This is a genomic window from Amycolatopsis sp. NPDC098790 (genome assembly GCF_044759945.1).
Classification (GTDB): Bacteria; Actinomycetota; Actinomycetes; order Mycobacteriales; family Pseudonocardiaceae; genus Amycolatopsis.
On the sequence record NZ_JBIWAI010000002.1, the window covers coordinates 94,925 to 118,170 of the forward strand.

General features: G+C 67.5%; 15 protein-coding genes. 9 read left to right on the forward strand and 6 right to left on the reverse strand.

The features are described from left to right. Positions 1–22 precede the first annotated feature (22 nt). The gene (locus ACIQWX_RS14585; protein ID WP_400869881.1) at positions 23–1,210 is read right to left on the reverse strand and encodes a recombinase family protein; all 1,188 of its coding nucleotides are present in this window, start codon (positions 1,208–1,210) and stop codon (positions 23–25) included. Between the two features lie 1,278 nt (positions 1,211–2,488). Here ACIQWX_RS14585 and ACIQWX_RS14590 point away from each other — a divergent pair. The 8 genes from ACIQWX_RS14590 (at position 2,489) to ACIQWX_RS14625 (ending at position 11,853) form a co-directional block, all read left to right on the forward strand. Then, positions 2,489–4,018 carry a hypothetical protein gene (locus ACIQWX_RS14590; RefSeq protein WP_400869884.1) on the forward strand — a complete coding sequence of 510 codons (1,530 nt, stop codon included), beginning with the start codon at positions 2,489–2,491 and terminating at the stop codon, positions 4,016–4,018. Continuing rightward, positions 4,015–4,782 (forward strand): hypothetical protein, encoded by a 768-nt coding sequence (locus ACIQWX_RS14595; RefSeq protein ID WP_400869887.1) that lies wholly within the window; start codon positions 4,015–4,017, stop codon positions 4,780–4,782. The genes ACIQWX_RS14590 and ACIQWX_RS14595 overlap by 4 nt, the downstream gene beginning before the upstream one ends. Then, positions 4,779–6,107 (forward strand): hypothetical protein, encoded by a 1,329-nt coding sequence (locus ACIQWX_RS14600; protein WP_400869890.1) that lies wholly within the window; start codon positions 4,779–4,781, stop codon positions 6,105–6,107. The genes ACIQWX_RS14595 and ACIQWX_RS14600 overlap by 4 nt, the downstream gene beginning before the upstream one ends. Further along, the gene (locus ACIQWX_RS14605; protein WP_400869893.1) at positions 6,092–6,643 is read left to right on the forward strand and encodes a hypothetical protein; all 552 of its coding nucleotides are present in this window, start codon (positions 6,092–6,094) and stop codon (positions 6,641–6,643) included. The genes ACIQWX_RS14600 and ACIQWX_RS14605 overlap by 16 nt, the downstream gene beginning before the upstream one ends. After that, the gene (locus tag ACIQWX_RS14610) at positions 6,640–7,455 is read left to right on the forward strand and encodes a hypothetical protein (RefSeq protein ID WP_400869895.1); all 816 of its coding nucleotides are present in this window, start codon (positions 6,640–6,642) and stop codon (positions 7,453–7,455) included. The genes ACIQWX_RS14605 and ACIQWX_RS14610 overlap by 4 nt, the downstream gene beginning before the upstream one ends. Before the next feature lie 572 nt (positions 7,456–8,027). Beyond that, the gene (locus ACIQWX_RS14615; protein ID WP_400869897.1) at positions 8,028–8,414 is read left to right on the forward strand and encodes a hypothetical protein; all 387 of its coding nucleotides are present in this window, start codon (positions 8,028–8,030) and stop codon (positions 8,412–8,414) included. Beyond that, positions 8,411–10,654: a tetratricopeptide repeat protein gene (locus ACIQWX_RS14620; RefSeq protein ID WP_400869900.1), complete on the forward strand. Its 2,244-nt coding sequence runs from the start codon at positions 8,411–8,413 to the stop codon at positions 10,652–10,654. Before ACIQWX_RS14615 ends, ACIQWX_RS14620 begins: the two co-directional genes overlap by 4 nt. 704 nt (positions 10,655–11,358) lie before the next feature. Continuing rightward, positions 11,359–11,853, forward strand: a complete 495-nt coding sequence (locus tag ACIQWX_RS14625) for a hypothetical protein (protein ID WP_400869903.1) — start codon at positions 11,359–11,361, stop codon at positions 11,851–11,853. 29 nt (positions 11,854–11,882) lie between these two features. Here ACIQWX_RS14625 and ACIQWX_RS14630 read toward each other — a convergent pair whose 3' ends face one another. The 5 genes from ACIQWX_RS14630 to ACIQWX_RS14650 all read right to left on the reverse strand — a co-directional run bounded on the left by ACIQWX_RS14630 (position 11,883) and on the right by ACIQWX_RS14650 (position 19,345). After that, positions 11,883–14,948 carry a CHAT domain-containing protein gene (locus tag ACIQWX_RS14630; protein WP_400869906.1) on the reverse strand — a complete coding sequence of 1,022 codons (3,066 nt, stop codon included), beginning with the start codon at positions 14,946–14,948 and terminating at the stop codon, positions 11,883–11,885. Then, positions 14,945–15,367, reverse strand: a complete 423-nt coding sequence (locus ACIQWX_RS14635; RefSeq protein ID WP_400869909.1) for a hypothetical protein — start codon at positions 15,365–15,367, stop codon at positions 14,945–14,947. The genes ACIQWX_RS14630 and ACIQWX_RS14635 overlap by 4 nt, the downstream gene beginning before the upstream one ends. Before the next feature lie 1,037 nt (positions 15,368–16,404). Further along, positions 16,405–17,460 (reverse strand): alpha/beta fold hydrolase, encoded by a 1,056-nt coding sequence (locus ACIQWX_RS14640; RefSeq protein WP_400869912.1) that lies wholly within the window; start codon positions 17,458–17,460, stop codon positions 16,405–16,407. A gap of 11 nt (positions 17,461–17,471) precedes the next feature. Beyond that, positions 17,472–18,731 carry an esterase/lipase family protein gene (locus tag ACIQWX_RS14645; protein WP_400869915.1) on the reverse strand — a complete coding sequence of 420 codons (1,260 nt, stop codon included), beginning with the start codon at positions 18,729–18,731 and terminating at the stop codon, positions 17,472–17,474. Between the two features lie 347 nt (positions 18,732–19,078). Continuing rightward, a complete protein-coding gene (locus tag ACIQWX_RS14650; protein WP_400869918.1) occupies positions 19,079–19,345 on the reverse strand; it encodes a hypothetical protein in 267 nt (88 codons plus the stop codon). Between the two features lie 605 nt (positions 19,346–19,950). Here ACIQWX_RS14650 and ACIQWX_RS14655 point away from each other — a divergent pair. Beyond that, positions 19,951–23,241, forward strand: coding sequence for a LamG-like jellyroll fold domain-containing protein (locus tag ACIQWX_RS14655; protein ID WP_400869921.1), 3,291 nt, complete (start codon positions 19,951–19,953; stop codon positions 23,239–23,241). Positions 23,242–23,246: the final 5 nt, after the last annotated feature.

Consider the following 23,246-nt stretch of genomic DNA (forward strand, 5'->3'; position numbering starts at 1 on the left):
GCGAAACGCGGTCGGTCGTCGCTTAGCTCGAATCGATCTCCTCCAGTCGCCATCCGGCGCCGTCGTACACGATGATCTTCCCTGAGTCGCGCAGCGCTGCTGCCACGCGTCTGTGTCGTGGTCGGTCGAGCTCCGGCCTGGTATGGCCGTCGTTGCCTGGATCTCCGAGCTGGATGCTGATCGCGTCGACGAGATGGTCCTCGCGGACGTAGAGCGTCTTCGGCCGCAGCTGGCCTGCGCGTTGGGTGCTGGTGTGGCCGTGGCGGCAGCGGTAGGTCGGGCGTCCGTGGTTCCAGTGCGAGTCCAGCCGCCGGTCGCAGACGCCGCAGTGGATCAGGCCGGCCAAGGCGAACTGGCGAGGCTGACCGTCGCTGGCTGTGCGTGTCGCTCGGATCTGCTGCGCTGTGATGAAGTCCTGCTCCGTGACGAGTGCTGAATGCGCCACCTTCGCGGACAGTGCGGGCGTGGAGGTTGGGCCGCTGGTGTCGGTGGCGCGCCGGTTCCAGACTTGTCGGCCGGTATAGCGCGGGTTCGCGAGGATTACTGCGACAGTGCGCAGTGTCCAGGCGCTGCGGGTTCGGTGGCGGTTGCGGTCCGGGTCGACGTTGGACGGGCAGGGGATATCGCGCTCGTTGAGGTGCCGGGCGATGCTCGCGACGCTGTGCCCGGCCAGGCGCTGCTGGAACATCCACGCTACGTGTGGCGCGGTGCGGGGGTCGGGTGCAAGTCGCTGGAGGCGTCGGCCCCAGCGGGCGTCCGCGGGATTAGGGTGGGGGCCAGCGTCGACGAGTCGGTAGCCATACGGCGGCCGGCCGCCGAGGTACCGGCCCTGCTGGATGGCTTGGTTGCGCATCGCCGCCAGTACCCGGTGGCGGGCGCGGAGCACTTCGCGCTGTGATTGAGCGGCAAGCAGCGACATCAGTGCCCGATGGTCGCGGTTGCCAAGATCGACCGGACCTCCTGTTTCAGGCAGCCACAGCTGGACGCCGTGCCTTAAGCACCAGGCGTACAGGGTGGCGAACTGGGAGCCGGTAAACGCGCGCTCGTACTCACCGACCACGATCGCATCGATTGTCTTGTTTGATCTGGCAATCTCGGCCATGAGCCGCGCAGCGCGCGGTCGTTGTGTCCATGGGACGCGGCGGGAGGTGCCGGCGTCGAAGTACGCGGCGACGATCCGACCACTGCCGGCGACGAGGCCGTTGGCCATGTCGCGCTGCCAGCCTTGTGACGACACGCGGTCTTGATGACGGGTGGTCCAGGTTCGGCCGTAGAAGGCGAACTGGAGTCCGCCGCTGTGGTCGGGTGGGGAGAAGTGCGGGTGGGCTTGCCGGTGGCCATCCACTGCGCGAGCAGGTCGACGGTCCCGGTTGTAGGCGGCGCCGGTTCTGCGAGTGGTCGATGCGGGATCACAATGACCGGATGCGTCTTCGGAGGACGTATGACGGTGAGTTCGGCAGCATTCGCTCATTCAGCGCAGTGGGTGCTCGCACAGGGGCGATGTATAACGTCCAGCGCCGGCAAGGACCTCGTCGACGACCTGGCCCTGGTCACGACGAGTCATCTCGACCGCCAGTTCCTGGTGCAGTGTGGCTGTTGGCATCGTTTACTATGCTGGCGACTTCTGCGGCGAGCACGACGTCCAGCCAGTGACCGACGCTAACGGGCGGTACCGGGCCACCCGACCCGGTCCGGTCGGGCCGCCACCGGGCCGACTGCGTGCCCGCCGACGGGCCCCTCGCGCTGGCCAAAGCGAGTACTGCGGACGTCGTCGTGATCCAGCCTGCCGAGCTCATGTCGTATACCGCCGCCCAAGTCGCGGACGGCACCATCACAGCGAGCGGCACTCTGGGCTTCCTCGCTTCACCCCGTTGGCCATCCCAGTCCGGATCGAGTATCTGACCGCGGGGTCGTCGTGCTGGACGACGGTTCCACGCACGTCGGAGTGGGCCGGAAGCGCTTTCGGGTCCTCGGCCGCGGAACAGCTGTCTACGGGTAGCGAACCCCCGTTCGACCGGACTCGTTGTGCAGGCCCATCAATCATGGGGCGCGAGGCACTGGCTCTCCAAGCAGTTGAGGGCCCCGGCTCAGCCGGGCAGGTGCGCTCCTCGTCCAGGAGTTCAGCCACCGCCAGCACAGTTGTCGATCCGATGTGCTCCGAGCTCTGAAGTTACTCAGTGTCACCGACCTGCTTGGCGGCCGTAGGGCTCGCGGTCCGCTATCACCGTCGAGTGGAAGACAAGGCGTGTGTTCCGGTGGGCCGATTCGGCGAAAAGTTGAAACGATCCGGTCACGGCGGGCGCCCCGTACGTAACAGTGGAGCTCTGCTCGACGACAGCGCACACGCACCATGATCCAAAGGGGAATTGATGCGAATGAGAACCGTCGTCGTGATCATTGCTGTATTCGGCGGTCAAAGCCGTGGTCGTGGGGAAGCTTGATCCGGATTGCGTGACGGCCGCGAACGGTCGTCGGACGGGGGAGGCGGATGGAGGAACTCGCGGACCTGCCGCCATCGGATCCGACATTCCCGGCCAGGGTGGCCGCGCTGCTTCGCTCGCGGCCCATCGTCGAGGCGGTGCTGGCGGCCGGTCGGCAGGATTGGCCGGCTGACAGCTACGACGTCACGACCCTCGCGCTCGCCGCGATCGACCTGGTCATCGCGCGGCAGGGATTCGACGAGGAGGCGACCTACGACGATCTGGTCGGCGGCTTGACAATCCTCGCCCGCCGTGCAGCACCGGGGAGGTCTGGCGAGGAACACCGGCGGGTGGCCGAGTTCACGATCGGCGGGCTGCTGAACCGGCCCGCGCAGGAAGCGCCGTTCACCTACCGGATCAGCGACCACACCGATCGCGGCGGACACCGGCAGCGCCAGGTACAGTTCCGGCTGCTGGTGGAACGGGAGGATCCGGTCCGCGGGGAAGTGGTGGTCAACGCGACCCGGGACGCGATCAACGCGCTGGTCGGCGGTCTCGAATTCGATGTCGAAGACGAGCAGATCGCCAACGAACTCATGCTGGAGCGCCAGCTCGCGAAGGGTGCGTTCGACGCTGCTGAGAAGGCGGCCGTGCGGGCTCGCCTGTTGTCAGTGTCGCTCGCGGAGGACCTGGCCCGGCTGATCAAGGACACGCGACGCGATCTGCGGTCGGTGCTCGACGAGTGGGCCGAGCAGGTGCCCGAGCGGCTCGAACTGGCGCGGGACCACATCGCGGGCAGGTTGGAATCCGAACACCGGTTGCTGGCCAAGGTCAGGGAGTCACTTGAAGCGGAGGATGCGCAGGTGACCGCGGCCGCGGCACGGATCGCGCGGCTGCTCACCGAGTGCGCGCGCAGACACCAGGCGCTCCACGCCCGGGTGATCACGGCCCGCAGCGTGTTCCTCGACGAACAGGACAGGCAGGCGTTCCGTCCTCCGGCCCTCGGCTACCTGCCGGACCTGGCCGTCGAGGTACTGAACCCGTTGCTCGGACTTCCCACTGCCGTTGCGCTCGAGGTCACGGATCGGTGGTTGTCCGATATCACCGGCCCGCGGCCACCGAAATTGCCGCGGCTCTATCGGCTGGTCGAAGACCTGTGGTCGGTGCGTGAGCCGGCCATGACTGATCCCGGCGCCGACACCGACGAGATCGGCGACGCCGACCCGCCGACGATCGTGCCCGAAGTCGTCGAGGCCGCCGCAGCCGTCGTGGGCAACGTCGGCCTGCCCGCCCGCCTCTCCGCGTTGCTGGCCGAAGCACTCACGGCGCCGGGCGAAACAGCAGACCGGCAGGCTACGGCGGAGATCGTCGCACTGGCGGCGTTGTGGTGCTATGCACCGGAGGAAGCCGAGACCGGACGCCCGGAGTCGGCCGATCTCGCGGCGAGCATCTTTGGTCCGCGGGCCGCCGCCGATGCCGACGGGCTGCGCCTGGACCTGACCGGCTGGGACGGCGACGACCTCATCGTGGTGGCGCAGCCGGATGCCCTGCGCGATGCCGACCCGGCACCCGTGACCGAGCGAGGTGGACGACGATGACGCTCACCCAGGCCGACCACACCGATCTCGGGACCTTGCTGGCTTTCGCCTTACAGCCGAACCAGCGCCCCGGCCGCAGTCCCGAGTACCGCCGGGTGCTCGGCCGGTACCGGACCGAGCTGGACTTCCGCCTCGCCACGGACGCGGTTCTGCACGGCCTGGACACGCGGGTGCTGTCGGACGGTGACTTCGGGCTGGTGCTCGGCGTCAACCCGGAATCGCCGTTCGCGTTCCGGGTGGCCGATCTGCCGAACGCCGCCACGCGCGATGGCCGCCTGCTCGCCGGTCTCGTCCTGGTCGGCATCGCGGCCTATGCCTACCCCAGCCCGGCGGACCTGGACGAGGAGCGGGTCCGGCGCATCCCGGAAACTGAGTTCGAGCAGTGGCTGCGGGCCGCGTGTGACCGGCTTCGCGGGCGCGACGGGGCCGGTGAGCCGATCCCAGACGAGGGCTTGGACGAGGCGTGGCGTGCTTACCACAAGAAGCCGGCGCACCGGGTCGGCGAGCGCGGCCGTGGCGCCGGGCGGCTGTCACCGAAGTGCACATTGTACTGGGTGCGCAACACCCTCGCCTGGCTCGCCGAGCAGGGCATGGCGCGGCCGGAAACCAGCGGCGGCGCTTGGGTCCTGACCGAGCGATTCCGCATCCAGGTCAAGGACATGGCGAGCGAGCCCGCGTACACCGTCCTCGCCGCGATCGGGCGCGGCGAGCACTTGCGGCGGAACGAAGTAGCACCGGTGCCACTCGACGAGGAGGACGATTGACCTACCACCTCGCGGAACTCCGGTTGCACTCGGTCGGCGAGCGCTCGGCGAGGTTCACCGACCTCGCGCTCGACTTCACCGCGCCGGACGGCCCCGCGGTCACGCCAGCCGACAGTGTCGTGTGGCTGCGCAACGGCGGCGGCAAATCTTCCCTGCTCTCCCTGTTCTACGCACTCGTTCTGCCGAACGCCAACGACTTCCTCGGCCGCGTCGCCAAGCGCAGCCTCACCGACTACGTGGACACCGGCGACACGTCGCACACCATCGCGGTCTGGCACCCGGCGACCAGCGGAACGCTGGATGGCGCGGCGGAGCACGTGCTCGTCACCGGAGCGGTGTACGAGTGGGCGGATCTTCGCCGTCCTGCGGACGCGGACAAGGCCAGGGACAAGCTGAACATCTCATTTTACGCCTTCTACGCGGTGCCCGGAGTTCTGGAGCCCGGTCGTCTGCCTCTCTCCGACGAGTCCGGGACGCCACTCCGGCAGAACGCCTTCCTCGCCGCTGTCCGGGAAGCGGCTGCCGCCCACCCTCAGGCTGCCGATCTGGTCATCACCAGCCGGCAGCACGAATGGACGACGGCGCTGGTCAACCGCAGTCTGGATCCGGAGCTGTTCCGCACGCAGAAGCAGATGAACCACGTCGAGGGCGGCGTCGAGGACATGTTCAAGTTCGCCTCGGCCCGGCAATTCATCGATCTGCTCATCGAGCTCACCGCCGCGCCCGAAGACGCCGACAACGTGGCTCAACGCCTTTCGTCCATCGCTTCCTTGCTACAGACGAAACCGGCGAAGAAGGCGGAGCGGGAATTCTGCCTCGAATCCGTGACAGGCCTTGGGCGCCTGGAGGTTGTGCATGCCGAAGTCCTCGCGGCGCAGGACGCCCTCGGCAGGGCGGAAGATGCGGCTCATGCTCTCGCCGCAGCGTTCGTGGCGAGCAGGTCCGAGGCGCAGATCAGGACCGACGCACTCGGAGAACGCGCCGGTGAAGTGGACCGGCGGAGGAGCGTCGCCGATCAGCAGCAAGGCGTTGCTTATGACCTGCTCTATCTGTACCAGCTCCGTGGCGCGAGGTTCCGGGTCGAAGAGGCTGACCAAGAGGAAGCTGCTTCACGAGACGCCGTCAATGCGGCCAACGAGACTGTGTCCGCTTGGGAAGTCGCCGGTCACCTCGCGGCGAAGCGGAAGCTCGAGACCGACCTCGACGCCAATGCCCGGGAAGCCGCCGAGGAACGGACCCGTACCGCACCGCAACGCCGGGACCACGACGAGCACGCCGCTCGTCTGCGAACTCGCCTGACGATTTGCGCGTGGTCGGCGCGGTGAAGGAGGCCGTGCAGACGTTATGGGACGACGAGACTGTCCGGCACGCGTTGTTTGCAGCTGTCATCGGATGGTGTGGCGACGACAAGACCGCTGCCGCCGGTCGGCAGTCGTTCCGCACGCTCGCTCTTATGAGTCCTCCGGCCAATTCGCGGCAGCCGTCGTTGTTGATCGAACCTGTCGAGCGAGAGGAGCCGGCGCCCACGGTCGAGGACCTCTCCCGCGGTTGGCGCAGCTTGCTGGCGCCGGGCAACAGTGACGACCACCTGGAAGAGGTGCTGCCGTTCTGGCTTGAGGCAGCGGTCGCGTTCCCGGAACATCGCGGGCGGATCGCCGATATCTTGTGCCGGGCGGTGCGGGGTCCGGAGATCGCCGGCGAGGAGTCGCCGCGGAACCGCTTGACGGGGTTGGTACGCCAGTGGAGCAAACGTCCTTCGGTTGAGGCGGAGCAGCGCGAGCAGCTCTACACGCTCATCACCGGGAAGGTGGACGACGACTTCATGGCTTCTCACGGGGCGGCTTCGGGCAGCTCGGCATGACGCGATGGCGGAATCGAGGCCGTGAGCCGTACGAGAGGTGGGAGCACCAGGAGTATCTGCCGAGTCGGGATGGCGGCCTCTACTTCGATGTCCAGATTCGGTTCTTTGGTATCGCGATAGCCAACGCAGCGCAGAACGGTGAGGTTGGCACGGCTGGCGCCGACCACGTCCGAGCGGCGTTCGAGGATGTGACGAGCCAGTCTTCGCTGGTGCGGTGGCAATCGGTGCGGCAACTGCTGGCGAACCGGCTGATGGAGCGGGTTCCGTTCTCGGTGCCGGGTGCAGAGTTCCGGGAGGCGACCGTAGTTGTCCGGGTGCGCCCGGAGGACTTGGAAGCGGCGATGCGAGTGGAACATGCCCGCCATGAACTCAAACTCGACGAGCTTGCGCACCGGCAGATCAAAGCGCGTATGCGGTTCCTTCGGGAGGAGTGTCTGCGGGATCCAGCTGCGGCCGAGCTGTTCATGTTGCTGCCGCCTTCGCCGCGGCTTACCGGATCCTCACCTGCTGGAGACCCGGACCGGCTGGTGGAGCTTGTGCGAAAATGGGAGCCTGACAGTGGTTGGGTGCGGGCGGCGAAGACGCTCATCGATTTTGGTGACAAGCTGACACCGCCACAGCTGGTCATGTTGGGCAACCTCGTTCGCGACGTCATGGCGGGATTCAGCGAGGCTGAACGAGGACAGCAGTTTGCTGATGCGCTGCTGACTGAGTCGCAGGAGCGGCAGGCATCCAAGAACGGATGGACCCATCCGGCCGATGAACCATCGGCCGAGCCGAATGGGGTTGCTCGTCGAGCTGATGGCCGCTGAATCGTTGTGTTGCATCAGATGCCGGCGCGTACCGTGAGGTCTTCAATTTGGAGCCGTGTGATCATACCGGTCGATAACGGCCCGTGGACTCGACACTGTCCGGAGTGTCGTCCTGGCTGGGATGCGGCCGCGGTTCGTACTGAGCTGGGAAGTCAGGAGGGTAGGAATTGCTGGAATCGGTAGGGCTGGTGGTCGCCGCGTTGTCGGCTGGGGCAGCCGCGGGTGCGGGTGGTGCGGCCTCGGCTGCGGTGAGGGACGGGTACGAGGGATTGAAGTCGCTGACGCTCAGAGCGGTGCGACGCTCCCCTTCGACGTCCGAGGACAGACAAGCTGTACTGGAAGCAGAATTGTCAGCCCCTGAAGCACACCAAGCCGAGCTGGCGGCGGCGTTATCCGCAGCCGCTGTCGAGCTGGACGACGAGCTCGTCGCCGCGGCGCGGCACGTCCTAGAGTTGACTGGCCTCGCGGGGGTTTCGAGCAGTAGGTATGGACAGGTGGAGGTGCGGGACAACCAGGGAGTCCAGGTAGGGGACCACAACACGCAGACCAACACCTTCACTTCCTGAGCTACTGTGCCCCGACGCCGCTTTCCCCGCTCGGGTCAGTCCGCGCATCCGCTCGACGGGACGTTCGCCGTCGATCACAACCTCGGTGCCCAGGTCGGCGACAACAACGTCCAGCGCAACACCTTCTACGTGCCTGGCGTGAGGACCGCATGGCCGGTGCGCCTGGGTGTGCCCCCGCAGGTCGTCGACCACTACCAGCACCGCGACGCTCGCCGACAGCTGGCGGAAGCCCTGGCGCCAGGCGGAACCAGGGTGCGCGGCCGAAGTGTGGTGGTTTCCGGGCTGGGCGGAGTGGGTAAGTCGCAGCTCGCCGCCCGCCACGCGTGGTCGGTATGGCCTGACAGCGCCATCGACCTGGCCGTTGGATGCCGGCGTTTTCCCGCGACGCGGTGATCACCACCTACGCGGAAGCCGCTCGGCAGGTGCTGTCCGGAACAATACCCGACATTGCCCTGCGGGCCCCTGAGGAAGCCGCGCAACTGCTGAGGGACTGGCTTGCTGCCACGAGCCGACGTTGGCTGATGGTGCTCGACGACGTGCAGGATCCGCAGGATCTGCACGGACTCTGGCCTCCGCCCAACGACTCGGGCGAGATCTTGCTGACATCCCGGCGTCGTGACGCCGCGCTGCACACAGCCACTAGCATGTGGCACCGCGTCATCGAGCTCGGTGTCTACACGAAGACTGAGGCGATCGCCTTCCTGACCAAGGCGCTGGCCGGCCACGCGGTGGAGCGGGTGCAGCTTCAAGGGCTTGCCGAAGACCTCGGACGGCTACCGCTGGCGCTGTCGCAGGCGGTCGCCTTCTTGCACGACAAGCCGTTGCTCACCGTCGCCAGCTACCGGCGGCGGCTGGCCGACCGTCGGTATACGCTCGCAGATGTCCTGCCCAGCTCGGCCGAGCTACCTGACCAGTACGCAGCGACTGTGGACGCGACCTGGTCGCTGTCCATCGACCGCGCCGACCGGCTCCGGCCCCGGGGATTGGCCCGGCCGCTCCTCGAGGTGGCCAGCCTCTTAGATCCTCACGGTAGTCCGTTGGCGGTGTTCACCGGCACCGTCGTCCGGGATTGCCTGGCCGCGGCGGTAGGGCGTGAGGTGGATGAAGAAGCGGTCCAGGACGGCCTGGCGTGCCTGCACCGGCTCAACCTCCTCACCCTCGACCCCACTCGGCCGGGTCGCGCGGTGGCGGTGCACCCGCTGGTCCAGCGTGCGGTCCGTGACGCTCTCACCCCGGCACACGTCGGCGACCTGGCTCGACTCACGGCTGATGCGCTGCTCGACCTCTGGCCCGAGTTCGACACCGCCGACCTCGGTGTAGCCCGGACGCTGCGCAGTTGCAGCGAAGCCCTCGACGCCGTCACCGCCTCGGCCCTCTCCCAACCCGACTACCACCCGCTGCTGTTCCGCATCGGGCGGTCGTTGGCCGAATCAGGGCAGATCACCGCCGCCGCCACCCACTTTCTGCGCCTTCATCGGGATGCGACCGGCCGGCTGGGGCCAGTCCATCCCCAGACTCTGGCCGCCCGCTGTCATCTCGCCCGTTTGCAGGGGATGGCTGGCGATGCATCCGGTGCTGTCACCGAGTTCGAAGCGCTGCGAGCCACGGCCGAAGGTGCCGTTGGGTCGGACGACGATCTCGTGATGGCCATCTGCAACGATCTCGCCCATTGGCGTGACGAGTCCGGCGACTCGGCTGGCGCCATCGCCGGGTACGAGCGGCTCCTCGCCGACCATCAACGCGTACTAGGCCCCGACCACGTGGGCACCCTGTGCAATCGCGGCAACCTCGCTTCCTGCCGGGGTAATGCCGGTGACGCTGCTGGCGCCCTTGCCGATTTAGAAGCTTTGCTGGTCGACCAACTGCGTGTGCTGGGTCCCGACCACCACTCCATCCTGATCACACGCAGACACCTCGCGAGCTTCCGGGGCCAGGCCGGTGACGTACCCGGCGCGATCGCCGAGTACGAGATGCTGCTGGCCGAGCAGCAGCGCGTGCTGGACCCCGACCACCCCAGCACTCTGACCACCCGAAACAACCTCATCTACTGGCGAAGCTCGGCCGGTAACGCGACCCGCGCCGTCGCAGAAGCAGAAGTGTTGCTGGCCGACCAGCGCCGTGTGCTCGAAGCCGACCACCCCGCCCTCCTGACCACCCGCGCAAACCTCGCCTCCTGGCGGGGTGAGGCCGGTGACACCGGGGGAGCCGTCGCCGAACTCGAGGCACTATTGGCCGACCAACAGCGCATCCTGGGTTCCGACCACCCCAGTGCCCTGTCCACCCGCGGCATGCTTGCTCGGTGGCGCGGCGAGGGCGGCGACCCGGCCCGCGCGGTGGCCGAATACGAGTCGGTACTGGCTGACCAGCGCCGCGTACTCGGCTCCGACCACCGCGACACCCTGATCACTCGCAACAACCTCGCTTCCTGGCGCGGCGATGCAGGCGACCTGGCCGGCGCCGTAGAGGACTTGCAAGCCCTCCTAGCGGATTCAGCGCGCGCACTGGGGGCCGGACACGAGTCCACGCTGACCATCCGCAACAACCTCCTCTCGTGGCAGACGAGAGCAGACCTGCAGTCTTGGCCGGCCTGGTGGAAAATTCTGGTGATGCAGTGGTGGGCGCACGGAGCCTGAACGGCGGCTGATACGGTTCATAACTTGCAGCCTCCCGTGGTTGGTAAGAGCCACTGGCGTTGCGCAACTCGTGAAGGTTACGGGCGTCGCCACGACACTCCGGTCCGGACAAGCGGGCTTCCTGCTCGCACGTAGCTGGGTGAAGGAAGCGTCGCGAGCAGGTCTCGTCCTTGACGGTTCGATGGTCGATTGCGTTCTTCTAAGATCGGGCTTACGGGCGATGTCCTCATCGCGCAGCTGGTGAACGAGCTCGCAGATCCTCGCCGCTGCCGACCAGCTTCCACTGATGGAGGTCGCCGCAGCCAGGAAATAGTGACTCTGTGCTACCGTGAGCGCATGATCTCCCCAAACACTGGAGATATCCCACGCATGGGGGTTCAAGTCCCCCTTTGAACACGTAAACGTGGGAGAACTTCCGCGCTAAAACGGGTACTAAAGCCGCAGGTCGGTGGCGAACTTCAGGGTGGGGTTGTAGATCAACTCGGTTCGGCGGCGTCGTGGTTGGGCTGAAAGTGCTCAACGTCGACGTGGCGGCCGGGTCGGCCAGCATCGTCGGCCGCTCGACCTCGGGTGCCGACCGCTGCGGCGGACCGGGAGCGCACCTGCCATCGTTTGCCAGCCTGACGTCACGATTGGGCCAAGGATCTCGCTCCCGGTAGCAGCCCTCTGGGGCGCGGCGATTTCCTTTGGTGAGCATTGCCGCGATGACCCGTGCCGCGACGACGGGCAGAAGAATCGAGACGCCAAGACGTGGTGATCCGGCGACGCAGCAACGTCCCGGCAGCGCGTCGGCGGATCTCGGCGTCGTCGCCGCCACGGAGGTTGTGACGCGCTACATCCCGACCGAAATCATCACGGCCTACGTAGCCGTTGCCACGCTGGTGATGGATCCCGGCGGATCGCGGACCGGTCAGTGGGTGATGTTTTCGATCTTCCTGGTGCTCACTCCGGTGATCGTCTGGCTCTTCGCCGTTGCCCAAGCACGAAAACTCGGCCGGACGCCACCATGGCGGCCTGGTGACTGGCCGGTGTTCGAACTCATCACCGCGACGATATCCTTCGGGCTGTGGGCGTTCACCCTGCCGGCGACGCCCTTCGAGGACTTTTCCTGGTATCGGCCTGGCTACGGCACTGCCGCATTGATCGTTGGATCGCTGCTCATAGGCGCGATCGCCTATGCCGTCAAACCGAAGCCGTGACCGCGCCGCCGTCTCCAGCGCCTCCGGTTTCATGTGCCGAAGTGGACATAGGGTGCCCACGCGCTCGGTTTGTCCGGTTCGGCGTCCCGGATCGTCCGGACAGCCTGGCGCAAGGCTGCAGCGAAATCCGGAGATGCACTGGCCTCGGAAGCAATTGAACTGTGAACCAGCTCGGCCACGCGGGCGGCAACGTCGTCGACGACCGACCAAAGGGTCCCCACCACGCTCTGCCACCCGGTGTATTGCAGCGCGGCGACCAAGGTCACTGCCTCGTCGAGGTTGCCCAGCCCGCTGCGAGCGGTATCACACGCCGACAGGTAGACGAACTCGTGCTCGAAGCGTTCCTTTGCCAAGTCGGCCACGGTGAGCACCGAACCGTCGGCCAGCACCAATCCTCCCGACGCCGGCTCGGCCGGATCCTGTTTTCCGTGGCACGCGAAGTGCGCCCAGCGATGCCGCCGAAGGCCAGTCAAGACCGCATCACGGGTCGCGGACGGTCCGACGAGTTCGGTGACGCGACTGCCGTGGTGTGCTTTGAGCCGTTTCGCCTCGTTTGCCACTTCCGGTAGCGGAACGTGGTCAGGAGCGTCCGGAACCGCGACCGACAGGATTGAGCGCGGTCCGGCGGACTTCACGGACGGCGCAAGGCGAAGGGCGGAGAGGGTGGGCGTGTACGAGGAAATCGTGAGATCCAGGACGCCCGGCCAGCCTGCGGGCTCACGGCTGCCGGCAGCGTGCACGGGCAAGAGGGTCAACGGACCAGTCGGGCACCAGCAGATGCGGGGAAGATCCGCTCCTGGTCTCAGCGCCTTCAGGACCGGCTCGGCCACGGCTTGCCACATCCACCTCGACAGCGCGGGGAAGACCACCTCGTCGAAGGCCGCTTGACAATCTCTCAAACCTGAAAGGCCATCGAGGTACTTGGTGGCTTGCTCGGCAGCCTCGTCGCGCGAGAGGCCGGGCAGCGGCACGACCTGAACGCCCGATGACGAGACCAGCAGTGCGTCGCAGCGATACCTGCTCACGTTGATCACCGCGACGGTCAGGCCGGGATCCGCCGGTCTCAGGTCACGTATCTCCTTTGGCGCGAGGAAATCGGCGAACCCGGGCGTTCGGCGCACTCTGGCGACAAGTTCGCGCCAGCGCCGGTCGAGCACGCCGGCGTCCTCCCGACGTGACGACAGGCCGCGTGCGGCGTCGTCAGGTGCGTCAAGCCGAGTGCGCACCGCTTCCACTTCCGCGGCCAACTCAGGGGCGACTTCGCCCAGCCTGCCCAGGTCCGCGCGCTCGTCCAGGACACTCGACCACAGCACGCCCCGCCCCTGTTCGAGCAGCTCGATCGCCCGCTCCGCCTGCCCGGCTTCGACCGCGCATGCGGCGGCATCCGAGGCGAGCCCGGCCCATCCGCCGAGTCGGCGTTCATTGTCTCCGAAATCGCCGCCACGCAACGCCAACAGCGGAAGCAACTCGATCGCCAGGTTGTAGGCCTTCAATGCTTCAGCCCAGCTCCCGCCCATCCGAACCACCAGCTTCGCGGCATCGTGCGCGGCGTTCAGCCGGACATCGGTCGGAGCCGTGCTGGTGGTGGCAGCCACCCGCAAGCCGATGATCGCCTCGGTCGCGTCACCGCGTGTGTTCCGCACGCGGAATCTCGCAGCAAGCGCCCGCGCGAGGAGAACCCGATGGGCGGCAAGGCTGCGGTCGTCCGGCGTGCCGATGGCGACAGAACGCTGTCCCGAAGCGACTGCGGCATCGAGGTCACGCGATCGTCGTGTGACCTCGAATCGCAGGAGCAACGCCTGACAGAGGTCGGCCAGTAGCGCCGGCAATCGTGCGTGCCCGTCGGGGGTTAGGGCAACGGCACGCTCGAACATCTGCACCGCACCGTCGAGCAGTCGCCTGTGGCGCCTTCGTGCTCCCCAGCCATCCGCGCCTTCGCGAACCAGCTCAGCCAGGGCAAGTGAGGTGTGTCCCGCCGAAACGCGAGCCACCACTTCATCGGCAGTCCCGCCAAGTTCGCGTACTGCCGAGGTCGCGCGCCTGTCCGCATCTTCCAGGAAGGCAATCTCCTGAGTGCGATCGAACCTTGCACGCAGTGCGTTCGCGAGGTTGATCTTCAGAAGCGCCCGCTCACGGGCATCTGCCTGGCCCAGCCTCAAAGCGAGGTCGCCGAGCCGGACAGCTTCGTCGATGTCGGCGTGAGCACCAGTCTCCTCGAACCTTGTTACCAGGGCTCGGGACAAATTCGACATCATCGCAAACCGATACGGGTCACGAGGGTCCGCGCTCGTCGTTGCGAACTTACCCACCTCGATTCCTTCATCGAGGTCTGCGTGGCTTCCCAGCTGTTCGAATCGTTGGACCAGTGCGGCTGATAACTGGGAGAAAACGGTCGCTTCGTCCGCGTCTCCGCTCCCGACCAGTTTGCTCGCAGCGCGTGCCGCTGCCACGGCGCCGTCGAGGTCGGCAGTCAGACCGGTGCGTTCGAACCGCAGGTGGCGCGCGATGATAAGGGCTTGCAGGTGCGTGACGCGGTCAGTGTTGCTCACAGCGGGCGATCGCACCAGCTCGTCGGCAGCCTCGATGGCGTTGCCGAGAGACGGCAAATTATCCTGGGCCTCGAAGCGGCGCCGGAACGCGATACAGAGGAGTTGCAGAGCCGCTTGGCGGGCCTCGCTACCTTCAGCGATGCCCGGCAGGAGTACGGAACCCATATCGGTGACATCGACGAGGTCAGCGGGTTCACCTCGCGCTTCGTAGCGGCGGAACAGCAGCATCAGCGCGTTGAGGATGTAGAAACCTCCTTCCGGGTGTGCCGGACTGACTACGAAGGCCCCTTCCTTCGCCGCGGCGATCGCTTCATCCGGTCGGTTGAGATCGACGAGGCAATCGCTGAGCTCCACAAAGTAATCGGCCCGGTCGTCCCCGACGGCGGCCGGGACGGCGGCTAGAGCCGCGCGGTAGAAGCGGACAGCGTGGGCGAGATGACCGTGCTCGCCGAGTTCCTTGCCGAGGGTGAAGTGGTGCCTGGCGCGCTGAGCGAGCGCTTCGTGCGACTCCTCGGTCGGACCGGTTTTTGCCGCGGCATCGCTCATTCGTCGACCTGCGGCAAGCCGCCGACTCGCGGGAACGCGTGCCGGACCTGGCGAACGAACTCGGCTCCGGCATCCTTTTCTTTGGCGGTAAGTTTCACCGACCAGTTCTTCCACTCCGTGCCGGTGAATCCGACGAGGATCACCCCGATCGGCAGCTCGATCCCGGACAGCATCATGATCATCGGCATCATATCGATGTTCGTCACCCTGCCGATGGGTACCTTGGCGAGCCACGATGTCAGCAATTTCTTGCGATAAGCGAGCAAGCGCTCGGTAGTGAGGACCAGACTGGCCTCATCGAGGAACTCCCCGTCGGGGAAGTCGTACTGGAAGAAGCCTGGGATCGAGGTGAGGATCCGCTCGCCGTCCGCCAGCAATGGTACGAGGTTGCCGACGTTCCGCTGGTGGTCGAAAGCCATGATCACTCCTCGCAGGCAAGTTCGTTGCACCCCAATGCGGGGACGCACTGCACGAGTCGGCCGGAGAGCGGCACTTCGTTACAACCGATTCGCAGTCTGGCCGGCGGCGGGAGCCCCGTCCCGCGCGCTCGCGGCGGACCCAGCGGGTGGTATTGATCATCGCGCACCTCGGTGCTTGAGGCGGGTTCGGGTCGGAGGCGGAACGCAGCCGCCCGGCACCGATGACGAATTTCGATCGGATAAGCACCCGAATGGCCGCTCGTATCACGGTGTTGGGGATCAAGCGTGGTGACGTGGTCCCATCGAGCGTCGAGCAGGTTTGTTGTTGCGCTGGATTTCGCGGTCACGCCCGATGACCACCCGGACGTGTCAGCACATCCAGGGCCAGGAGAGGCCAGCCGGCTGTATAACGCTCTATGCATCGACGCGTGAAGTCTCAGGTCCGGAACTCCGGGTCGCGGCGTTGCTCGAAGGCCGTGATCCCCTCCGCGGGGTCTGGTCCACCCATGCTTTCGACCACAGCCACCAGCTCGAGGCGTAGGTCGGCCTCCAGCGGCTTCTGCCCGGCTGCTCGATCGACCGGATCCGCGATAAGGCAGGTGAACGGCGGTGCCCAGACGGCCGTCCGACGCGGGCTTCTCGGAGATGCCCGAGCCGCGGGCGGCAATCGGCCTGAATGATATGCCCGACGCTCCCCGCTCGCGCCGCGCCACGCACGTGAAGCGCGTCGCGGCGATGTTAGGGGCGATGCGCTTCGGCCTCGACGATTGCGGTCAGGTAGAACGGCCGATCGGCTGTCCGGGGCGCGTTCAACCCGTCGATCCAGCTGTTGACATCAGTTGCCGAGACGCACCTGCGGCCCCCGGCGCACGCGGCGGATCGGGGGCGAGCTGGCCGTATAACGACCTATGCGACCAGGCTGATGTGAGCAGCACATGGGTGAGGAAGCTGGAAGGTCGGTGGTGGCGTCGCGCCTGCAACAGCCCGTGGACCGATCGTGATCCCGCCAAGGCGGCGGATGGCGGTGTCGGATGCTTTCAGCCCTTGGCCAACCCCTCGAGCAGTGCCGCTGAGAACTCCTTCGGCTTCTCGATGTGCGGGCTGTGCCCGGTGTCTGCGATGACCACCTCACGGTAGTGGCCGCCGGCTGCGGCGTAGCGGTCGAGGACGGCTCTGGTCTGGGTGACCATCGGCTGCGCGGGATGGGTGGCCTCGCCCGGCCAGCCGGGCACCGCGCCGAGCCGGCCGAGGTGGGCGAGGTCGAACATGGAGGTGTCGGACACGATCTGGTCGTCCGCTCCCCGCACCCAGAGGATCGGGGGCTTGCGCTCGATCGCGTCGAGGTCGTCGATGCGGAAATGGCCGGGCGCCATGGTGTTGAGCACGCCACGGGTGCCCGGCGCGACGCCCGGCCACGCGTCGGTCGTGGTGAAGTCGCCGGGGTAGTGGTCGTCGCCGACCCGGGTGGTGAGCATCGCCTCGACGAGGTCGTCGAGGCGGGCGGGGTGGAACGGCGTTTTGACGTAGAAGGCCAGTAGCACCTGTCGGGGGGAGAACGGCGATTCGTCCGAGGTGTCGCCGTCCTTGAGCCGGGTGACGAAATCCGGATTGGCGCCACCGCCGCCCGATCCGGCGCCCGCGGCGTCGACCAGCTCGCCGTCCGCGCCCTTGGTGCCGCCGAAGCCGTAGGGCGAGACCGGGTTGACCAGTGTCACGGTGCGCGCGAGCGCGGGGTGCTCGCGCAGCAGCTGCAGGACCACGCCGCCGCCCATGCTCCAGCCGACCAGGTGCGCGGCGTCGATGCCCAGCGCGGCCAGCGTGGCGATCACGTCGTCGGCGTAGTCGCGCACTCCCCGCGTCGCGTCCACCGGCAGCGGGTCGGTGCCGCCGAATCCGCGCAGGTTCACCGCGATCGGGCGGTACCGCCGCGGCAGGTCGAGCATCGACTCCTGCCAGAAGACGGAGGACGAGACGTTGCCGTGGACGAACACGACCGGCTCGCCGTGTTCCCGGTCGGCCACCTCCAGCACGTGCGTGGTCAGCCGGTCGGTCGGCACCTTCGCCGAAGTGATTCCGTCGAGGAGTGTGGTCACTGTCGTCCCTTTCACGCCAGCCAGCTCGTCACCTGGGACATCGACGCCGATGCCCAGCCCAGCTGCACGTGGTTCACCGAACCGATCAGCGCCGTCGCGGCGAGGTGGCCGATGCCCGTGCTGTTCAACGCGCTGGCTACGAACACGATGCCGTCGCTCGGGCCGCGGTTCTCGTTGAACACGCCGACGATGGTGGGCGAGCCGCCGGCCAGCAGGTACACCGAGACGCTTGCCGGGGTGCCGGCGGACTGGATGGTGGAGATCATCGACCCGGCGTCGATCGCGGCCTGGATGCCCGTCCCGTCGGTGTAGAAGCCCTGGCCGCCGTAGTAGGTCGTGTACCAGTCCTGTTGCGAGCCGTCGACGCCGAACGTGCTGTCGAAGCGGGCCAGCATCTGCCGCTGCCCGGGGTAGGTGTCCCAGCCGACGGTGGGTGTGATCGACAGTTCCGGGTGGTAGGTGTACGCGCCGTAGCAGGTCATCCTCGTGTGCGGGCTCGGCGCGTTGATGCTGACGCCGCACTCCGGCCAGATCGACAGGTCGTGCGCGTAGCCGTGCGCGAACGGGTAGTCGTAGCCACCGTTCGGTCCGCCGAGGGTGATCAGCTTGCGCACGTCGCCGGCGTAGGCCCGTCCCCACGGGGGCTTCACCGAGGAGACGTACATCCGGGTGGACAGTTCGCCCTTGCTCCAGCCGACCAGGTCGACCTGGCCCACCCCGAGCCGTGACTTGATCAGCGCGATCGCGTCCCCGACCTGCTGTGCCTGCTGGCGGTTCTCGCCCTGCTTGTGCGCGAAACCGATGGCGAACACCCGGTACCCGCGCGAGCTGAGGTACTGCATCAACCCGGTCGACGGGCAGGTCGCCGAGCCGCATCCGAAGCCGCCGGATTCGTTCGGATTGGCCCAGGCGCGGTCGGGATTGTCGTTGGCACCGTGGACCAGCAGCACCGGCGTGGCCTTCGCGCCGGTCGACCAGCCGGGTGCGGAGTACAGCAGGAACCGCGACGAGGACGGCTGCGCCACCCCGCCGAAGAAGGTCAGCCGCTGCCCGTCCTGGTTGCCCCGCCCGTCCGGCGGGTACTGCTCATCGGCGAATCCCGATGTGGTGTCGCGGTAGCGCTCCACCCTGTCCCACCCGTTGGCGACGGTGCTGAACGTCGCCTCGTTGGTCAGGTAGGCGGGAGCGGCCGCGGCGACCGGCGGTGCCGGCGCGGTGACCTCCACGCCGACGACGATGGCGGCGACGGCCACCAGGCTGAGCAGGCGCACGACGGGCTCCTCACGACACCGGGGGAACTCCGCAACTATCGGCCACCGGGCGAGCCGAGACAATGTGCGCCGGCCACGTCCCGCGCGCCTCGGACATGGTCGTGGGCACCACATCGGGGGGTGCGTTCACGGGTCGCCGAAGGTGCTCGGTCCAGCGTGCCTCGGGCGAGGGGCGGCCGCCGCGTCGACGCACACGCAGTGCCCGCTTCGAACACGCAAACGTCGGAGATTCCCGCAGGAGGCAGCTCAATCAAGCTGCAGGTCAGTGGCGAACTTCAGTGTGGGGTTGTAGATCAACTCGGACACTCAATTACCCCATAAAGCCGCGCGTCGCGGCCAGGTCAGAGTCATAGCAGCTGGTCGCCGACGGTCTCGTCTATCGTGGCAAGTGTGCAACGTGAGCTGCAGGCCTTGACTTCTCGGGTCAGGCCGCCGCACATGATCGTTAGATTGTTCGTTCTCAGGTGGTCGGCGATCGCGGAGCCATTTTCATCGACGGTCTCGCCGAATCGCAAGCGGAGTTCGTTGAGCAAGTGGTCTTCGCGGACGTAGACGTTCTTGGCGAGTTCTGGTGGGCGGTTGCGGGCGCTCGCGTGGCCACCTCGCGCTGCCACCCCGAGGAGGCCGCCCGGTCCTGGAACTCGACGGTGGACATGCGCCCGCAGAACGCGAACCTCAGCCCGGACCCTTTGACGGACTGCCGGCGACGACGGGCACCTGCCCGGCGCGGGGAGACTGCGCGTGTCGTAGTGGCTCTGCGAGCGGTACTGATCATCGTGCACCTCGGGTGCTTGAGGCGGGTCCGGGTCGAGGGCGGAACGTAGCCGACCTGTACTGGTGACGAATTCGGAGCTGATGTGCAGCTGAATGGCCGTACCGTCGCTGCAGACCGTCTGGATGCGGCGTATCAGGTGGCCTGCGTGAGAAGAGTTCGGGCGCTGTGTCACCGAGTGAGTAGGATTGATCACAGTCTGGCTTGCTAACGCCGTTGGCTCGCTCACGATGAGCGGCGTTATTTCCCCAGGTCGAACCCGGTCTGCAACGATTAGCGCGTCCCTATTGTTGGTAAGTAACCGGCCATCGCGTAAACCTGTCTTGGTGAATCGTTGATCTGCTGCTAGAAGTTCTCGGGGATCAAGATCGGGTTCGGTCGACGCAGTCGGCCGGAGGTGGGGGAGTCTTCGTGCGCTTACTTCGTCGTGCCGTGCTGCCTGTTTTCGTGGGCAGCATATTGGCGGCTTCGGTTTCGCCGGTCGCCGCGGCGGCCGAACCATCCGGTGAGTCGCCGGCGGTGTCCGCTGCTCTCGCTGCCGCGAAGCGGTCCGGTGCGGTCGTTGGTGTTCCCGCGGAAACCACTGAATACGCCGAGGTCTTCGCCAACCCGGACGGCACCGTGACCCGGCGGGAGAGCCTCGAGCCCCAGCGGATCAAGCGTGCCGGCTCGTGGGTTCCGGTCGACCTCACGCTCACGGCGCGGCCCGACGGCACGGTGCGTCCGAATGCCGCGCCCGTCGAAGTCCGGCTTTCCGACGGCGGTGCCAATGAAATCCTCGCGGCCGCCACGAAGGGCGAGCACGAGATCGGTCTCGGGTGGCCGGGGACGCTGCCCGCACCGAAGCTGGACGGCCCGGTCGCGACCTACGCCGAGGTCATTCCCGGCGTGGACCTCAAGGTCACCGTGACCACCACGGGCTTCAGCGAGCACCTCGTGGTGAAGACCCCGGAAGCGGCGCGCGATCCGAAGCTGCGCGAGATCAAGTTCGGCAACCACACTCGCGGGCTGACGCCCCGCAAGACCGGCGTGGGGACCCTCGAAGCGGTCGACGCGGACGGTGAGGTCGTCTTCCGCGGTGACGCTTCGAAGATGTGGGACTCGTCCGGCGGAACGACACCGGGCGTCGCTGCGCGGTCCGCGAGCGAGCCCGAACCCGTGAAGCCGCCGAAGAAGGCGACGATGGACGTCGTCGTCACGCCGGAGACGACTGTGGTCAAGCCCGACACGGCGTTCCTCACCGACCCCGCGCGGGTCTTCCCCGTGGTGATCGACCCGGAGTACTTCTGGCCGGGCGCCAAGCAGAACCACGTCGTGGTCCAGGAACCGTGGCCGGAGGAGCACAACTTCAACAAGACCGACGGCGACCTGGGTGACCTGAAGGCGGGCTACCAGGGCGGGTACCGGTCGCGGTCGTACTTCAGCGTCGACGTCTCGGCCATGCGTGGCAAGGTCATCCACCGGGCGACCATGCGGACGCGGGTCGTGCACTCCTACTCCTGCAACGGCGGGCCGACCGAACTGTGGCGCACCGGGGGCATCGGCTGGGGTACCACCTGGAACGCCCAGCCCGGCTGGGAGGTCAACCTCGGCGGGATCGGCAAGTCCAACAACGCCAAGTACTGCCCGACCGACGGCGCGGCCGAGGTGCGCATCGACGACACCGCGCGCCAGGCCGCGAACGGCGGGTGGACCACCCTGACGTTCATGCTCAAGGCCGCCAACGAAGGCCAGCAGAACGACTGGCGGCGGTTCGCGCTCGACCCGGTCATCGACTACGTCTACAACTCCGTGCCGGGCCTGCCCGCGAACCTGGGCATGGAAGGCGGCCAGATCCCGTGCGCCTCCGGCGACGCCCGGCCGTACGTGTTCACCCCGACGCCGCGCCTGCGCGGCCGGGTGTCCGATCCGGACGGCGGCATGCTCACCGCCCGGTTCTCCCTGCACAAGGGAAAGCTCGGCGCCAGCAGCGAGGTGTGGTGGACGACGACGTCGAACATCCCGTCCGGCTCGTTCGCCGAGGTGACCGTGCCGTCCGGGGTGGTGACCGGCGAAGGTGTCTACAACTGGTCGATGTACGCCAGCGACGGCGGCAGCAACTCGGTGTGGGTGGGCAACTGCGAGTTCGAAGTGGACAAGACCCCACCGGGCACGCCCACGGTGACTTCCACGGACTACCCCGTCGGCGGTGACGTCGCGGCCGGGGGCATCGGCCAGACCGGCGCCTTCACGGTGACGGCGAACAACCCGGACGTGCGGCAGTTCCTGTGGTCGGTGACCGACCAGCAGAACGACGACCCGAAGGAGCCGGTGAACGCCGATCGCCTCGGCGGCAGCGGGGTGTTCCGCTGGACCCCGGCCACCGACGGCCCGCAGACGGTCTTCGTGCGCGCCGTCGACCGTGCCGGCAACCTGTCGCCGATCGCCCAGTACCCGATCCTCGTCCGGGCGGGCGATCCGCTGACCGGGAACCTGAAAGCGCACTGGAAGCTCGACGGCGACCTCACCGACGCGTCCGGCGAGGGCCGGTCGCTCACCTCGTCCGGCGGCGCGGACGCCACCGCGCCCGGCTACCTCGGCAACGCCGTCGCGCTCGGAACGGGCAAGCGGCTCTCCGCGACGGGCCCGCCGGTCGACACGGCCAAGAGCTTCTCGGTGTCCGCCTGGGTGCGGCTGGACCAGGTCGGCAACTGGCCCTCGGCGGTCTCGCTGGACGGCAAGCGCACCAGCGGGTTCCAGCTGCAGGCCTCGCCCGACGGCAAGTGGTCCCTGGCCATGTTCGCCTCCGATGTGGACGGTGGCGGGCCGGTGCACTCGCGCGCCATCTCGGCGGAGTCCGTGCAGCCAGGTGTCTGGACGCAGCTGACCGGCGTCTACGACCAGGCCGTGGGCAAGCTGCGCCTCTACGTCAACGGCGCGCTCGGCGCCGAGGTCGCACACACGAGCACGTGGACCGCGACCGGTGACGTCCAGATCGGCGCGGCGCAGTGGACCGGCAACCGGGTCGACTACTTCCCGGGCGCGGTCGACGACGTCCGTCTCTACCAGCGGGTGCTCGTCGGCAGCGAAGCCGCGGCCTTGGCCAACGAATCCGTCCTGCGGGCGCACTATCAGCTCGCCGAAGGCAGCGGGACGACGACCAAGGACGCGGTCAGCGGCCGGGACGCCACCTTCCAGGGCAGCGCCGCCTGGACCCAGGCCGACGGCTACTCCGCGGCGAAGTTCACCGGCATGCCGGATGCGGGGTACGGCTCGGTCGAAGGACCGCGGCCCGACCTGCGCACCGACCGGTCCTACACGGTCTCGGCGTTCGTGCGGATGGACGCGGTGGAGGAGGTCCCGCGCACCGCGGTCAGCCTGCGCGACGCCCGGTTCTCGCCGTTCATGCTGCAGTACCGGCCCGAAGTCAAGAAGTGGTGCTTCCTGATGTCGCTCGGCGCGAACCAGGAAGGCGGCTGGTGGGTACCGGCCGAAGCCGACGTCGCGGCGCAGCAGTGGGTGCACCTCACCGGCGTCTACGACCTGGCCGCCAAGGAAGCCCGCATCTACGTGAACGGCCGGTTCGCCGGACGGCTCGGCGGGGTCGCGGGCTGGAACGGCACCGGCGGGCTGATGTTCGGCGGCAGCCGCTGGGTCGGCCGGGACGTCGACCCGTTCAACGGCGCCGTCCGCGCGGTGCGGGTCTACTCCGGCACCTTGACCGACAACCAGATCCGGCAGCTGCCGGTGCAGGACTGACTCCC

Excerpts from the sequence above, each read along its gene's own strand:
- ACIQWX_RS14585 (WP_400869881.1), bottom strand. The coding sequence starts at position 1,210 with ATGGCCAACGGCCTCGTCGCCGGCAGTGGTCGGATCGTCGCCGCGTAC.
- ACIQWX_RS14590 (WP_400869884.1), top strand. The coding sequence starts at position 2,489 with ATGGAGGAACTCGCGGACCTGCCGCCATCGGATCCGACATTCCCGGCC.
- ACIQWX_RS14595 (WP_400869887.1), top strand. The coding sequence starts at position 4,015 with ATGACGCTCACCCAGGCCGACCACACCGATCTCGGGACCTTGCTGGCT.
- ACIQWX_RS14610 (WP_400869895.1), top strand. The coding sequence starts at position 6,640 with ATGACGCGATGGCGGAATCGAGGCCGTGAGCCGTACGAGAGGTGGGAG.
- ACIQWX_RS14625 (WP_400869903.1), top strand. The coding sequence starts at position 11,359 with ATGACCCGTGCCGCGACGACGGGCAGAAGAATCGAGACGCCAAGACGT.
- ACIQWX_RS14630 (WP_400869906.1), bottom strand. The coding sequence starts at position 14,948 with ATGAGCGATGCCGCGGCAAAAACCGGTCCGACCGAGGAGTCGCACGAA.
- ACIQWX_RS14635 (WP_400869909.1), bottom strand. The coding sequence starts at position 15,367 with ATGGCTTTCGACCACCAGCGGAACGTCGGCAACCTCGTACCATTGCTG.